Consider the following 14263-nt stretch of genomic DNA (forward strand, 5'->3'; position numbering starts at 1 on the left):
GGGCGGGGGTGGACGTCGATCCGGCGCTCGGCTCCGGCCGGGAGCTGTCCCGAAGGCTGATGGACCGGGGTGTCCTGGTGAAGGACACCCACGGCTCGACGCTCCGGATCGCCCCGCCGCTGGTGATCGACGAGGAGGACCTGGACTGGGGCCTCGCCCAGCTGCGGGCGGTGCTCGGCGCATGAACGCCGTCCGGCGGATCGTCCGGGACGGCGCAGGGGCGGCGTTCGAAGGATCCCGTGGTGCCCGGGAGCCGCGGACGGATGAGGTGTCCCGGCGGTGACGACCGTGCCCGGACGGCGGGTCGAGCGTTGTCCGGGCCGTGGGAAGCACCGCCGTGGATCGTGCCGGACGAGCCGCGGAAGCGGATCGGGCCGCTGCCGCCGGGGACACGGCGCGGGTTCCGGCATCCGCAGGTGCGCCGGGAACGCCGGGCCGGCCTCCACGAGGCCTTTCCCCGACTCGCCCGATACCCGATCGTCCTGCGCCGGATCCACTCATTGCGCCAGGATCTCTCAAAGGATCGTTTCTCTTGTGCTGCCGGGGACGATGATCGCGCACAACGGGTACTCTGGCGTTCTCGAAAGACACCATTGACCCGGGAGAGGGTGCCGTGGGGGAATCGACTGGCGGCCGAAGCCGAGGACTGGAAATCGCAGCGGCAGTGATCGGAGCAGTGGCCGTGATCGTGGCCGCAGTAATCCAGGTCTACGGCGGAAATGATTCCGACCCGGACGCGGCGAAACCCTCGGTCCCGCCCCACGGCCCCACGGCGTCCGAAGCTCCGCGGGAGCCGTCCGACAAGGGCGGCGACGCGGACGGACCGTCCGGCGGGAGCGGCGACACGGACACGATCTCGGAAGCAACCGGCCCGACCAATACCATTGCCGTGATCTCGGCCGACCCCGATTCCGGGCCCCCTCTGTCCAGATTCGTCGTCACCGGAAGCGGATTTCAACCGGGAGAGCCTGTCCGAATTTATTACGACCGCGACACCATCGACAGCGTGAGCGCGTTACGGGACACCAAGGCGAACAATAAGGGCTCAATCAACGTCGAGGTGCAGCTGCCGGACTTCAGCAGGTCCACACTGCCCAAGACGATCACTCCTTGGGCAAAGGGATTGAGCAGCGGAATCGAAGCGGACACGGTTTTCCAGGTGACCGGTTGCTCCGGACATCTGGACTGCCCCTGACAACCGGTCCGAAGCCGCCGTCGCTTCCGACCGTGTCCGGAAGCCTGCCGGGCCTGGCATGGCCACGCATCCGTGCGGCCCTTTCAGCAGGATCGCCGGCACGGCCCGCCGCAGCCTCCTTGGCCACCGTGTTCTCGTGGCACGGCCGTCCGCCGAGGGGTGCAGGGCGGACAGCGGCCGGGCCGCCGTCGCCGGGTCGCCGAAAGGCCGGTCTCCTGACTCGCCGGCTGCCGACGCCCGCACCGCCGCTGCGAACGCGGCACCGAGCGCTTCCCCGTCGCCGCCCTCCTCCCCGGCCGCCGTCGGCTCACCGACCGACACGGCGTCAGAGGATCACATGGGGCAGGAAGCGGGCGTACTGGTCCGTGATCAGGCCGGAGGACTCGCGGATGCCGAGGCCGGCCGCCTCGCCCCCGACGATCCAGGCGCCGAGGACGACATGGTTGCCGTCGAAGGCGGGCAGCGGGGCGAGGGCCTGGTAGCAGCAGGGCTCGTCGCGGACGGGCGGGCCGCCGTCGCCGGGCCGATGGACCGTCACTCCGGCGCCCTCCCGGCCGTGCAGGGGCTTGGCGACGTACCCGGTGGTGGTCGCGAGGTCGCGGGGGCCGTCCAGATGGGCGGGGAGGAGGTTCGGGTGGTCCGGGTACAGCTCCCACAGGACGGCGAGCAGGGCCTTGTTGCTCAGCAGCATCTTCCAGGCGGGCTCGATCCACAGGGTGGTGCCGGTGCCGCCGCCGTTGTCGAGGGTGTCCAGGAGGTGGTCGGCGAAGGGGTCGGTGGTCATCCACTCCCACGGGTAGAGCTTGAAGATGCTGCGGATGAACCGCAGTCCGTTGTCGACGAACCGTCCGGACAGCGAGTCCCAGCCGATCTCCTCCATGGAGATCCAGTCGGTGTCCAGGCCGGCCTGTTCGGCGGTCTCCTTCAGATAGGCGACCGTCATCAGGTCCTCGCCGGTCTCGTCGTCGCTGGTGTGCGCGAAGTGCAGGGGACTGCCGGGCGGCAGCAGCGGGGCCTGTCTCCTCCAGGCGTCGACGAGACGTTCGTGCAGGGAGTTCCACTGGTCGGCGCCGGGGAAGCACTCCTCCATCCAGAACCACTGGGGGGAGGCGGCCTCGACCAGGGAGGTGGGGGTGTCGGCGTTGTACTCCAGGAGCTTGGCCGGTCCGGTGCCGTCGTAGCGGAGGTCGAAACGGCCGTAGACGGAGGGGAGTTCGGCGCGGCGGTGCCAGGACTCGGCGACGGCGCGGGCGACGCGCGGATCGGTGATGCCGAGGTCGGCGAAGCGGCCGGTGGCGACGATGTGGTCCGCCGCGGCGAGGCACATGCGGTGCAGTTCCTCGACGGTCTCCTCCAGCGCCTCCACCTCGGGGAGGGTGAAGACGTAACAGGCGCTCTCGTCCCAGTAGGGGCGGAAGGAGTTGTCGGGGTGTCGGGTGAGCGGATAGATGAGGCCCTGCGCCTCGACGGTCCGCTGCCAGCCGGGGCGGGGTGCGAGGGTGCGGCGTTCCATGGCGGGCCGGTCTCAGCCGCCGGACTTTCCGCTGCCGCCGAAGCCGCCGCGGGTCACCCCGCTTCTGCTGCCTCCCGTACCGCCCGAGCCGCTGCGGGGCTTGGTGAAGGAGCCGCCGTTGACCCAGCCGCCCTTCTTCGTGCCGCCGTAGTACCAGGCGTCGTCGGAGAGCGATGTGGCGGACTTGCACTTCTTGTCGGAGACGATCCTGTAGCCCTTGCCGAGCGTGTAGCTGTCGCGGTCGACGCAGCGCTTGTCGGGGTCGGAGGAGCAGGCGGTGAGTGCGGCGGCGAGCAGTCCCACGCCGCCGAGGACGACCGTTCCCGAACGAAGTTGCCGGCGTATGTCCGCCATGTCGTTTCTCCCCGTTTTCTCTGCTGTTCCCGCAGTTCTTGCCGATGTCCGGTCGGCCGATAAAGCGCTTGCGCCATGACCTTGTTGACCAGTATTGGCCGGTCGTGGTCACCAGCCTAGGGGCTGTGGACCTTCGTTGCGGTTTGTTACGGCAGGACCCGGCACAGGGCGTCCAGCGCCGCCGTCCAGGCGTGGTCCGCCGGGGTGCCGTAGCCGACGACCAGGGCGTCCAGCGGCTCCGTCACGGCGTCCTTGTGGCGGTAGCGGGACAGGCCGTGGAGGGCGAGGCCCTGCCAGGCGGCGGCCTGCACCACCGCGGACTCGGTGCCGGGCGGCAGGCGCAGAACGGCGTGCAGACCGGCCGCGATACCGGTGGGGCGGACGTCGGGGGCGCGGGTGGTGAGGGCCTCGACCAGGGCGTCGCGGCGACGGCGGTAGCGCAGCCGGGCGGCGCGCACCTGACGGTCGTAGGCGCCGGAGGTGAGGAACTCCGCGAGCGTCAGCTGGTCCAGCACCCCGCAGGTGTCGGTGGGGCCCTTGGCCTTCGTGGCCTCCTCCACGAGGGACGGGGGCAGGGCCATCCAGGCCAGACGCAGGCCCGGGGCCAGGGACTTGCTCGTGGTGCCCAGGTGGACCACATGGTCGGGGGCCAGGCCCTGGAGCGCGCCGACGGGCTGACGGTCGTAGCGGAACTCGCCGTCGTAGTCGTCCTCCAGGATCAGACCGCCGGTGCGCCGGGCCCAGCTCACGACGGCCGCGCGCCGGTCGGGGTGCAGGGAGACCCCCATGGGGAACTGGTGGGAGGGGGTGAGCAGCACCGCTCCCTCGTCCGTCAGCTCCTGTGTCACCGTGCCGTGCCGGTCCAGCGGCAGCGGGCGGGTGCGCAGTCCCGCCCGGGCCAGCAGCTTCCAGTGGGAGTCCAGCCCGTAGGAGTCCACCGCGACGGTGCGCACTCCGCGTGCCCGCAGCACCGCGGCGAGGATCTGCAGGCCGTGCGAGACGCCCGCGCACACCAGCAGACGGTCCGGATCGGTGCGCACGCCCCGGACCCGGGCGAGATAACCGGTCAGCGCGGTGCGCAGGGCCGGGTTGCCGCGCGGGTCGCCGTAGTCGAGGACGTGGTGGGGGGCCGTGGCCAGGACGCGGCGGGCGGCCCGCAGCCACAGGGTGCGGGGGAAGGAGGCGAGGTCCGGGGTTCCGGGGACGAGGTTGTGGACGGGGCGCCGGCGCTCGCGGCGCGGGCGGGCCGTGCGCGCCGGCGAAGGTGCCGCCCCTGCCGTCCGGACGGCCTCCTCACCGGCTTTCTCACCGGTCTTCCGGTCGAACGGCGCACAGGAGGCCCCGGCCGCGACCCAGGTGCCCGAGCCCTGACGGGCGGTGAGCCAGCCCTCGGCGACCAGGTCGGCATAGGCCTCGACGACCGTGTTGCGGGCCACCCCCAGGTCGGCGGCGAGGGAGCGGGAGGAGGGCAGCCGGGTGCCGGGGGCCAGACGGCCGGTGCGGACCGCCTCCCGCAGCGCATCGGTCAGACCGCGCCGCAGCCCGCCGGAACCGATCGGTCCCAGGTGCAGGTCGACGCCCGAAGTGGCCCAGGAATCCGCCATGGAAGTGGACCATACTCCCGGGCCTCCCGGCTCCTAGAGTCACGGACATGAGCACCGAGGAGACGATCGAGTACGCCGCCGAACACCCTCCGCGGCTGGACTGGGTCCGGCACGCGCCCGAGGTCTACAAGGCGATGGTCAAACTGGACGCCGCCGCCCGGAAGGGCCTGGATCCCAAGCTGTACGAGCTGGTGAAGATCCGCGCCTCGCAGATCAACCGCTGCGCCTTCTGCCTGGACATGCACACCAAGGACGCGCTCGCGGCCGGTGAGAGCGTGGAGCGGATCGTGCAGCTCAGCGCGTGGGAGGAGTCGCGGCACTTCTACACCGAGAAGGAGCTGGCGGCGCTCGCGCTGACCGAGGCGGTCACGGTCCTGACGGACGGCTTCGTGCCCGACGAGGTCTACGAGCAGGCCGCCAAGCACTTCGACGAGGCCGAACTCGCCCAGCTGATCGCCGCGATCACCGTGATCAACGCATGGAACCGGTTCGGCGTGACCACCCGGAAGACGCCGGGCCACTACCAGCCGGGGCAGCACGGATGAGCCGTACGTCGTTACTGGACCAGGAGGTCGCCCGGGCGATGAGCGCGCTCAGCGCGGCCGCGAAGAAGGGGCTCGGCGATCCGGTCCTCGCCGAGCTGGTCATGATCCGCGCCTCGCAGATCAACCACTGCGCCTTCTGCCTGGACATGCATCTGAGGATCGCCCGGGAGAACGGGGAGTCGGAGGACCGCCTCCATCTGCTCAACGCCTGGGAGGAGGCCGAGGACCTCTACACCGAGCGCGAACGGGCCGCACTCGCCCTGACCGAGGCGGTGACCGTGCTCACCGACGGCTTCGTGCCCGACGAGGTGTACGAGCAGGCCGCCAAGCACTTCGACGAGGCCGGACTCGCCCATCTCATCGGCCTGATCACGGCCATCAACGGCTGGAACCGGCTGATGGTCAGCCGCCGGATCCCGCCGGGGGGCTATCAGCCGTAATCAGGGCCGGGCCGCCGCGAACGCCCGCACCCGGGCCGCCGTGCGGCACCGCCCGGGCGGACGGGACCGGACGGCCTGCGGCCCCTCGCCCGCTGCGTACGGCGGGCGAGGGGCCGCAGGGGTCACGTCCGGGCCGGGGCGCCGGCGGTGCACCGCCCGGGCGGTGCGGGAGGCCGCCGGCGCCCCGGTGCCGTGCGGCCGTGTCCCGGTGCCGTGCGGGCGGTCAGGACAGCCACTGCTTCCAGGTGGACTCGTTGCCGTCCACCCACTTCTTCGCCGCCTCGGCCGGGGTGAGCTTCTGGTCGGCGATCATCAGGGCGACCTTGTTCTGGTCCTCGGTGGTCCACCGGAACTTCTTCAGGAACTCCGCCGCCTCGCCGCCGGACTTCGCGAAGTCGGCGTTGAGGTACTTCTGCAGCGGCGTGTGCGGATAGGCGCAGGCGACCTTGTCCGGGTCCGCGTCGCAGCCCTCCTTGTACGGGGGCAGCTCCACCTCCGTCATGGGGACCTTCTCGAACAGCCACTGCGGCGAGTACCAGTACGTCAGGAAGGGCTTCCTCTCCTTGGCGAACTGCTTGATCTGGGTGATCTGCGCCGCCTCGGAGCCGGCGAACACCACCGTGAAGTCCAGCTTCAGGTTCTTCACCAGCGCCTTGTCGTGGGTGAGGTAGGCCGGTGAGCCGTCCAGCAGCTGGCCCTTGTCGCCGCTCTCCGGGGTGCGGAACCGGTCGGCGTACTTGTTGAGGTTCTTCCAGTGCGTGACGTCGGGGTGCTGCTCGGCGAAGTACGTCGGCACGAACCAGCCGATGTGCCCGGTGACCCCGAGGCCGCCGCCCGGCACGACCGTCCTCTTGTCCTCGACGTACCGCTGTTCCTGCTCGGGGTGGCCCCAGTCCTCCAGGATCGCGTCGACCCGGCCCTGGCTGAGCGCGTCCCAGGCGGGCACCTCGTCGATCTGGACGACGTCGACGCGGTAGCCGAGTTCGTGCTCCAGCAGATGCCGGGCGACGGCCACATTGGCCATGGAGCCCACCCAGGACTGCACCGCCAGGCTCACCGTCCTGGCGCCTCGGGCGTGGGCGAACGGCGAGGCCTGCCTGGTCATGTCGGCGGCAGAGCAGCCGGTGATCAGGGTCAGGGCGGCCAGGACGGCCGCAAGGGCCGTCGGGGTCCTACGCCGTGCCATGTCCCGCTCCCTTCCTCGCGCTTCGCTGGGCCGGCTGGGTCACACGGTCGAGCATCAGACCGAGGCAGACGATCGCGGCGCCGGCGACCAGACCGGTCGTCAGGTCGCCCCGGGCCAGGCCGAAGACGACGTCGTAGCCGAGCGCGCCCCCGCCGACCAGACCGCCGATGATGACGACGGCCAGCACCAGCACCACGCCCTGGTTGACGGCGAGCAGCAGTGCCGGGCGGGCGAGCGGCAGCTGCACCTGGCGCAGCTGCTGTGCGCTGGTCGCGCCGAGCGAACGGGCCGACTCCAGGGCCGCCGGGTCCACCTGGCGCAGCCCCTGCGCGGTGATCCGCACGACGGCCGGAAGGGCGTAGACGACGGCCGCGGCGGCGGCCGGGGCGCGGCCCACGCCGAACAGTGCGACGACCGGGATCAGGTACACGAACTGCGGCATCGTCTGGAACACGTCCAGCACCGGGCGCAGCAGCCGCTCGAAGCGGTCGCTGCGGGCGGCGGCGATGCCGGTGGCGAAGCCCAGGACGAGGGTCACGGCGACGGCCGCGAGCACCTGGGACAGGGTGTCCAGGGACGGCTTCCACACCCCGAGCACTCCGATCGCGGCCATGGCGAGCACGGCGGTCAGCGCGGTGCGCCAGGTGCCGATCAGCCAGGCCGCCGCGGCCACGGCCAGCAGCACCGCCCACCAGGGCAGCCACAGCAGACCGGAGCGGATCGGGTCGAGGACCCAGGTGGTGAAGCGGCCCGCCCAGTCGGCGGTGCCGCCGATGTACGGGACGCCGGAGTACAGGTGGGCGGTCATCCAGTCGACGGCGCGGTTGACCGGCCCGGCGATGTCGACGGTCCAGCCCGTGGGCCACTCCGGACGGCCCCGGAGGCGGGCGGCCAGGGCCACGGCCGCGGTCGCCGCGGCGGCCCCGGCGGCGTAGAGCCACAGGCGGGGGCCGCGTTTCTCCTGTCCGAGGCTCCCTCCGGCCGCGCCCGTCACCCGGTCGAGCACCACGGCCAGCAGCACGATCGGGATGCCGGCCGCGAGCGCGGCGCCCACGTCGACCGAGGCGAGCGCCTGGTAGACGCGGTCGCCGAGGCCGCCGGCGCCGATCACGGAGGCGATGACCGCCATGGACAGCGCCATCATGATCGTCTGATTGACGCCGAGGAGGAGTTCCTTGCGGGCCAGGGGGACACGGGCGGTCAGCAGGCGCTGGCGTGCGGTGGCGCCGAGCGAGTCGACCGCCTCCAGCACCTCCTTGTCCGCGCCGCGCAGCCCGAGCGCGGTCAGCCGTGCCATCGGCGGGGCGGCGTAGATCACCGTGGCGAGGACCGCGGCGGGTACGCCGATGCCGAAGACCAGCACGACGGGGAGCAGATAGGCGAACGCCGGGAGCACCTGCATGGTGTCCAGGACCGGCCGCAGGGCGCGGTCCATGCGGTCGGACAGCCCGGCGGCCAGGCCCAGCAGCGCGCCCACGACGACGGAGGCGAGGACCGCGACCACCATCAGGGCGAGGGTCTGCATGGTCGGCACCCACATGCCGAGCAGACCGCAGACGAGGAACGCCGCCGTCGTGCCGGCGGCGAGGCGGGGGCCGGCCGCACGCCAGGCGATCAGCGCGGCGGCGGCCGTGACGCCCGCCCAGCCCGCGGCGAGGAGGGTGAGGTAGACGGCGCGCACGGAGACGACCACGGCGTTGCTGACATGGCCGAAGAAGTAGAGGAACAGCGGGTGGCTGTCCCGGTTGTCGATGATCCAGTCGCCGGCGGCGCCGAGGGGCCCGGACAGGTCCACGGTCAGCGCCTCCGGCCAGGTTCCGCCGGCCCAGCGGAGATGGGCCAGGGGGACGAGGACGGCGGCGAGGACCGCGAGGACGGCGAGCTTGCGGGCGGCCCGGTGTCCGAGGACGCCCGGGGCGGCGGTGCGCGGGGTGGTCGTGGTGAGAGCCGCCATCACACCGTCCCCGCATCAGGTCTGGAGCCGTCCGGGGCCGTGCCCCCGCGCTCATGGGAGGCCGTGGTGACTCCCGCGACCACGCCGAGCAGGGTGTCGGAGTCGACCACCCCCACGCAGCGGCCCTCGTCCATCACCCGGGCCGGGGCCCCGGCCCGGGCCACCGCCTCGATGGCCTCGGCGACCGTGGCCCCGGGGGAGAGTGCCGGTCCGCTGCCCGCTTCTTCCGCGGATGCGGGGCGCATGGCGCTGCGGACCGTCATGACCTGTTCGCGCGGGACGTCGCGGACGAACTCCCGGACGTAGTCGTCGGCCGGGGAGCCCACGATCTCCTCGGGGGTGCCCAGCTGGACGATGCGGCCGTCGCGCATCAGGGCGATGCGGTCGCCGAGCCGGAGGGCCTCCTGCAGGTCGTGGGTGATGAAGACCATCGTGCGGCCCTCCTCCCGGTGCAGGCGGATCACCTCCTCCTGCATGTCCCGCCGGATGAGCGGGTCGAGCGCGCTGAACGGCTCGTCGAACAGCAGGACCTCGGGGTCCACGGCCAGCGCGCGGGCCAGCCCGACGCGCTGGCGCTGACCGCCGGACAGCTGACCGGGGCGGCGCTGCTCCATGCCCTTCAGACCGACCTTGGCGACCATCTCGGCGGCCCGCTCGCGGCGCTCGGCCCTGCCCATGCCCTGGATCTGAAGGCCGTAGGCCACGTTGTCCAGGACCGTGCGGTGCGGCAGCAGCCCGAAGTGCTGGAAGACCATCGCGGCGCGGTGCCGGCGCAGTTCGCGCAGCCGGGTCCGGTCCATGGCGCGGACGTCCTCGCCGTCGATGGCGACGGTGCCCGCGGTGGGCTCGACCAGCCGGGTCAGACAGCGCACCAGGGTGGACTTGCCGGAGCCGGACAGGCCCATGACGACGAAGACCTCGCCCTTGCGCACGTCGAAGGAGACGTCGCGGACGGCGGCCGTGCAGCCGGTGCGCTCGCGCAGCTCGGCCGGGCTCAGCGCGCTGAGCTCCGGGTCCGCGGGGACGCGGTCGGCCCCGGGGCCGAAGACCTTCCACAGGCCGTCCACCGCGAAGACGGGGGTGGCGGAGGGGGTGGAGGAGTCGTCGTCGGCCGGTCTGCGGGCGGGGGCGGCGAGAGCCATCAGCTCTCACCCCCTATCAGCTCGGCGGCCTTCTCGCCGACCATGAGGACCGCGATCATCGGGTTCACGGCCGTCATGGTCGGGAACACGGAGGCGTCCGCGACCCGGATGCCCTCCAGGCCCCGGATGCGCAGCTCGGGGTCGACGACGGCGAGTCCGTCGTCGGCGGCGCCCATCTTGCAGGTGCCCGCCGGGTGGTAGACGGTGTGCGCGACCCTGCGGGCGTACTCGCTCAGCTCCTCGTCGCCGGTGACGTCCGGCCCCGGGCACACCTCGCGCTTGAGCCAGCCCGCCAGCGGCTCGGTCCTGGCGATCTCGCGGGCGATGCGGATGCCGTCGACGAGGGTACGGGCGTCGTAGTCGTCCTCGTCGGTGAAGTAGCGGAAGTCCAGGGCCGGCTTGACCGACGGGTCGGCGCTGGTGAGGTACAGCCGTCCCTTGCTCCTCGGCTTGGGGATGTTCGGGGTCATCGACACGCCGTGCGGCGGCCGTTCGTAGCCCAGGCGCTCGGGGTTGTCCGTGAACGGGATCTGGTAGAAGTGGAACATCAGGTCCGGACCCGCATGATGCGGGTCACGGCGGACGAACAGACCGGCGTCGGAGTCCATCGCGGAGTTGTCCGGGATGGGGCCGTGCGTCTCCCACACGATCACCGACTCGGGGTGGTCGAGCAGGTTCTCGCCGACGCCCGGCAGGTCGTGCACCACGGGAATGCCGAGCTTCTCCAGGTCCGCCCGGGGGCCGATGCCCGAGTGCAGCAGCAGACGGGGAGAGTCGACGGCGCCGGCGCACAGCACGACCTCGCGGCGGGCCCGCACCAGGATCTCCTCGCCGTCCTTGGTGCGCACATGGACGCCCTCGGCGCGGGTGCCGTTCAGCTCCAGCTTGTACGCCCAGGTCTCCAGCAGGATCGTCAGGTTGGCGCGCTCGTCCATCACCGGGTGCAGATACGCCACGGAGGCGCTGGAGCGCTTGTTGTTCTCCGGGTGGTAGGCGAGGTCGAAGAAGCCGACGCCCTCGTGGAACGGCTTCTTGTTGAAGCCCTCCACCCGGGGCACGCCGAGCGCCGCCTGGGCGGCGTCGACGAAGTCGCGGGCGATGGCGTTGCGGTCCTTCTCGTCGACGGCGACGATGTTGTTCTTCAGACGGGCGTAGTACGTCTCCATCGCCTCCGCGCCCCAGCCCGTGGCGCCGGCGGCCTCCCACTCGTCCCAGTCGGATGGCAGCGGCTTGAAGGCGATGAGCGTGTTGTGGGAGGAGCAGCCGCCGAGCACACGGGCGCGGCTGTGCCGGATGTGGGAGTTGCCGCGGGGCTGTTCGGTGGTCGGGTAGTCGTAGTCCAGTTCACCGCCGAGCAGGCCCATCCAGCGGCGCAGGGTCAGCACGTCGTCGCGGCCGACGTCACTGGGGCCGCCCTCGATCACGGCGACGGTGACGTCGGGGTTCTCGGTGAGCCGGGAGGCGATGACGCAGCCGGCCGTTCCACCGCCGATGACGACGTAGTCGAACTCACGGGTGGTGTGGTGCATGGGTGAAGTGCTCCTGTGGTGACGAGGAGATCGGAACAAACCTGAAGAGACCCGAAGAACCGGAAAGGGCCCGGAACGCCCCGGAAGAACTCCGAAGGCCCCCGAAGAACTCGGCAGTACCCCGAAGGAGGCTTCGAAGAGGCTCCCAAGGGGCCTTGAGGAAGGCCACGAAGGAACTCCCGGGAGGAGGGGGCGGGGCTCAGCCCGCGAACCAGCGCACCGGGGCGGGGGCGAGGTTCTGGTAGACGTGCTTGGTCTCGCGGTACTCGGCGAGTCCGGCGGGACCGAGTTCGCGGCCGACGCCGCTCCTGCCGAAGCCGCCCCACTCCGCCTGCGGCAGATAGGGGTGGAAGTCGTTGATCCACACGGTGCCGTGGCGCATCCGGCCGGCCACGCGCCGGGCGCGGCCCGCGTCGGCGGTCCACACGGCGCCCGCGAGGCCGTACTCGGTGTCGTTGGCGAGCATGACGGCCTCGTCCTCGGTGCGGAAGGTCTCGACGGTGAGGACGGGCCCGAAGACCTCCTCCCGGACGACCTTCATGGCGCGGTGGCAGTGGTCCAGGACGGTCGGCTCGTAGAAGTAGCCGGTGGCGGGCCGCTGCGGCGACGGCTCGGGGCGCCGGCCGCCGCAGCGCAGCACCGCGCCCTCGGCGAGGGCGGACGCGACGTACGCCTCGACCTTGGCGCGCTGCTGCTCGGAGACGAGCGGGCCGCACTCCACACCGGGCTCGGTGCCGCGGCCCAGCCGGATCCTCCCGGCGCGGCGGGCGAGCTCGGCGACGAAACGGTCCCGGACGGACTCCTCGACGATGAGCCGGGCGCCGGCGGAGCAGACCTGGCCGCTGTGGATGAAGGCCGCGTTGAGGGCCTGGTCGACGGCGGTGTCGAAGCCCTCGTCGGTGGCGCAGGCGTCGGCGAAGACGACATTGGGGTTCTTGCCGCCCAGTTCGAGGGCGACCTTCTTGACGGTGAGGGCGGCGGCCTGGGCCACCTTGGTGCCGCTGGCCAGGCCGCCGGTGAAGGAGACGAGGTCGACGTCGGGGTGTTCGGCGAGCCGGGCGCCGACCGTGGGGCCGGGGCCGGTGACGATGTTGGCGACGCCCGCGGGCAGGCCCGCCTCGACGAGGAGCTCGATCAGGGCGACCGTGGTGAGCGGGGTGATCTCGCTCGGCTTGATCACGAAGGTGTTGCCCGCGGCGAGCGCCGGGGCGATCTTCCAGCTGGCCTGGAGCAGGGGGTAGTTCCAGGGTGTGATCATCGCGCAGACGCCGACCGGCTCGTGCACGACGACGCTGTGGACGTCGGGCGAGCCCGCGTCCACGACCCGGCCGGGGGCCTCCGCGGCGACCAGATCGGCGAAGTACCGGAAGGCGTCGGCGACGCAGTCGACGTCGACGCGGCCCTCCTCCAGGGTCTTTCCGGCGTCCCGGCTCTCCAGCAGGCCGAGCTTCTCCCGGTCGCGCACCAGGAGGCCGGCGACCCGCCGCAGCAGGGCGGCGCGTTCGGCGACCGGGGTGCGCGGCCAGGTTCCCTGCCCGCCGTCGAAGGCACGGCGGGCGGCCTCCACCGCCAGGTCCGCGTCCTTCTCGTCCCCTTCCGCGACGACGGCGAACGGCGCCGCGTCCGCGGGGTCGAGGATCTCCCGTGTGGCCCCGCCGAGCGCCTCGCGCCACTCCCCGCCCACGTGAATGGTCGCGTGCGGGTTGCGTTCCGTCCTGTCCGCCATGTTCGGTACTGCCTTCCGTGCCTGCTCAACTCCCCTGTGTCACACGAACGTCACCACAGGGGAGCTGTGCGCATGCCCCCTCTCGTGCGGTCCATGCCTGGCCGGTGACCGAAAGTGTTCGAGGTCACGCGGCCCGGGGCGCGCCGGCCGCGCACCGCCGGGCGGGCGCCGTCGCACAGTGAGGAGACGGAAGGCGCACGAAGACCGGCAGGAGGAGCACAGGGAGCGGGCGGAAGCGCGGGCGGCGCAAGGAGCGGCAGGCAAAGTGCCCGGGTCAGCTCGAGCATCCGGCCGAGAGCGGGCAGAACCAGTCCACCGCCGTGGCGAGGACCATGTACTCGTCGATGCGGCCGTCGGAGTCGGGGCCGTAGGAGGCGATCGCGTAGATCTTGCCGTCGGCGGCCCGGAAGCGCTGGTCCACGACGTGCCAGGTACCGATCTCCGGCTCTCCCTTGAGGGAGTCGGCCAGGTACTCGAGCCGGGAACCGGTGAGGTCCCCGCTGTTCAGGTTCTCCCGGGACACCACCTGGAAGCCCGGCGGCTTGGGGACGGCGTCGGACAGGAACAGGTCGAACGACGCGTCGGGGGAGGACTCCCGCACCTCGAAGATCTGGAGGCGGCGGTGGCCCGTGGGGTCGCGGTAGTTGACGACGTCCATCCCGTACTGGGAGCTCACCGTGGACCGCTGCTCCTGCCAGCCGTCGGGCACGGCGATGCGGAAGCCCTCCGGGTCGTCGTGCACGACGTAGCCGGCGGGCGGGGACGACGGGCCGGCGGACGGCTCCTCGGAGACGGGCGACCCCTCGGAGACGGGCGGCGCCGGGGACGACTCCGCGGGCGAGGGCGTGCCGCTCGCCGCCACGGTGCCCCGCTGGTCGCCGTCCTTGTCGCCGCCGGGTCCGAGGGACAGCGCCAGGGCCACCGCGACTCCGGCCGCGGCGGAGGCGCCCACCACCGTCCACACGGTACGGCGGCTGTATCCGGTGGATCCGGTTCCGGCGGAGGGAGCGGGCGGCGTGGGCGGCGCGGGCGGTACGGGCGGCGGTCCCGCCGGCGGCCGGGGGCCGGGCGGCGC

12 protein-coding genes and 1 pseudogene are annotated in these 14263 nt (G+C 72.2%); 4 read left to right on the plus strand and 9 right to left on the minus strand.

Going from position 1 to position 14263, the window contains the following annotated elements; genetic code table 11:
* Nucleotides 1–185 (plus strand): annotated as a pseudogene (rocD, locus tag CCN35_RS18970) (ornithine--oxo-acid transaminase); the annotation flags it as partial.
* Between the two features lie 428 nt (nt 186–613).
* Nucleotides 614–1195: a hypothetical protein gene (locus CCN35_RS28115; protein ID WP_211285552.1), complete on the plus strand. Its 582-nt coding sequence runs from the start codon at nt 614–616 to the stop codon at nt 1193–1195.
* Between the two features lie 325 nt (nt 1196–1520).
* On the opposite strand, the gene CCN35_RS18975 is transcribed toward CCN35_RS28115, so the two are convergent.
* The 3 genes from CCN35_RS18975 to pdxR form a co-directional block, all read right to left on the minus strand.
* A complete protein-coding gene (locus CCN35_RS18975) occupies nt 1521–2708 on the minus strand; it encodes a glutathionylspermidine synthase family protein (protein ID WP_067394514.1) in 1188 nt (395 codons plus the stop codon).
* A 12-nt stretch (nt 2709–2720) separates the two neighbouring features.
* Nucleotides 2721–3062, minus strand: coding sequence for a hypothetical protein (locus tag CCN35_RS18980; protein ID WP_067394517.1), 342 nt, complete (start codon nt 3060–3062; stop codon nt 2721–2723).
* A gap of 146 nt (nt 3063–3208) precedes the next feature.
* Complete coding sequence (gene pdxR / locus CCN35_RS18985; RefSeq protein WP_067394519.1) at nt 3209–4666, minus strand: MocR-like pyridoxine biosynthesis transcription factor PdxR; 1458 nt, start codon at nt 4664–4666, stop codon at nt 3209–3211.
* 47 nt (nt 4667–4713) lie between these two features.
* Between pdxR and CCN35_RS18990 the strand changes: the two genes are divergently transcribed.
* Nucleotides 4714–5211 carry a carboxymuconolactone decarboxylase family protein gene (locus tag CCN35_RS18990; RefSeq protein ID WP_067394522.1) on the plus strand — a complete coding sequence of 166 codons (498 nt, stop codon included), beginning with the start codon at nt 4714–4716 and terminating at the stop codon, nt 5209–5211.
* Nucleotides 5208–5651 (plus strand): carboxymuconolactone decarboxylase family protein, encoded by a 444-nt coding sequence (locus CCN35_RS18995; RefSeq protein WP_067394526.1) that lies wholly within the window; start codon nt 5208–5210, stop codon nt 5649–5651. The genes CCN35_RS18990 and CCN35_RS18995 overlap by 4 nt, the downstream gene beginning before the upstream one ends.
* Before the next feature lie 223 nt (nt 5652–5874).
* On the opposite strand, the gene CCN35_RS19000 is transcribed toward CCN35_RS18995, so the two are convergent.
* The 6 genes from CCN35_RS19000 to CCN35_RS19025 form a co-directional block, all read right to left on the minus strand.
* Nucleotides 5875–6837 carry an ABC transporter substrate-binding protein gene (locus CCN35_RS19000; protein WP_086793656.1) on the minus strand — a complete coding sequence of 321 codons (963 nt, stop codon included), beginning with the start codon at nt 6835–6837 and terminating at the stop codon, nt 5875–5877.
* Nucleotides 6824–8791 carry an ABC transporter permease gene (locus CCN35_RS19005; RefSeq protein WP_086793658.1) on the minus strand — a complete coding sequence of 656 codons (1968 nt, stop codon included), beginning with the start codon at nt 8789–8791 and terminating at the stop codon, nt 6824–6826. Before CCN35_RS19005 ends, CCN35_RS19000 begins: the two co-directional genes overlap by 14 nt.
* Complete coding sequence (locus tag CCN35_RS19010) at nt 8791–9933, minus strand: quaternary amine ABC transporter ATP-binding protein (protein ID WP_086793660.1); 1143 nt, start codon at nt 9931–9933, stop codon at nt 8791–8793. Before CCN35_RS19010 ends, CCN35_RS19005 begins: the two co-directional genes overlap by 1 nt.
* On the minus strand, nt 9933–11462 hold the full coding sequence (locus tag CCN35_RS19015) for a GMC family oxidoreductase (RefSeq protein ID WP_067394537.1): 1530 nt from the start codon (nt 11460–11462) through the stop codon (nt 9933–9935). Before CCN35_RS19015 ends, CCN35_RS19010 begins: the two co-directional genes overlap by 1 nt.
* A gap of 199 nt (nt 11463–11661) precedes the next feature.
* Nucleotides 11662–13188 carry an aldehyde dehydrogenase family protein gene (locus CCN35_RS19020; protein ID WP_067394540.1) on the minus strand — a complete coding sequence of 509 codons (1527 nt, stop codon included), beginning with the start codon at nt 13186–13188 and terminating at the stop codon, nt 11662–11664.
* Nucleotides 13189–13462: 274 nt separating this feature from the next.
* Nucleotides 13463–14263 (minus strand): hypothetical protein (locus tag CCN35_RS19025; RefSeq protein WP_245863271.1); only part of this gene is annotated, 801 nt, incomplete at its 5' end.

Origin of the sequence: Streptomyces thermovulgaris, assembly GCF_002155915.1 — a bacterium.
In the GTDB taxonomy this organism is placed as follows: domain Bacteria; phylum Actinomycetota; class Actinomycetes; order Streptomycetales; family Streptomycetaceae; genus Streptomyces; species Streptomyces thermovulgaris.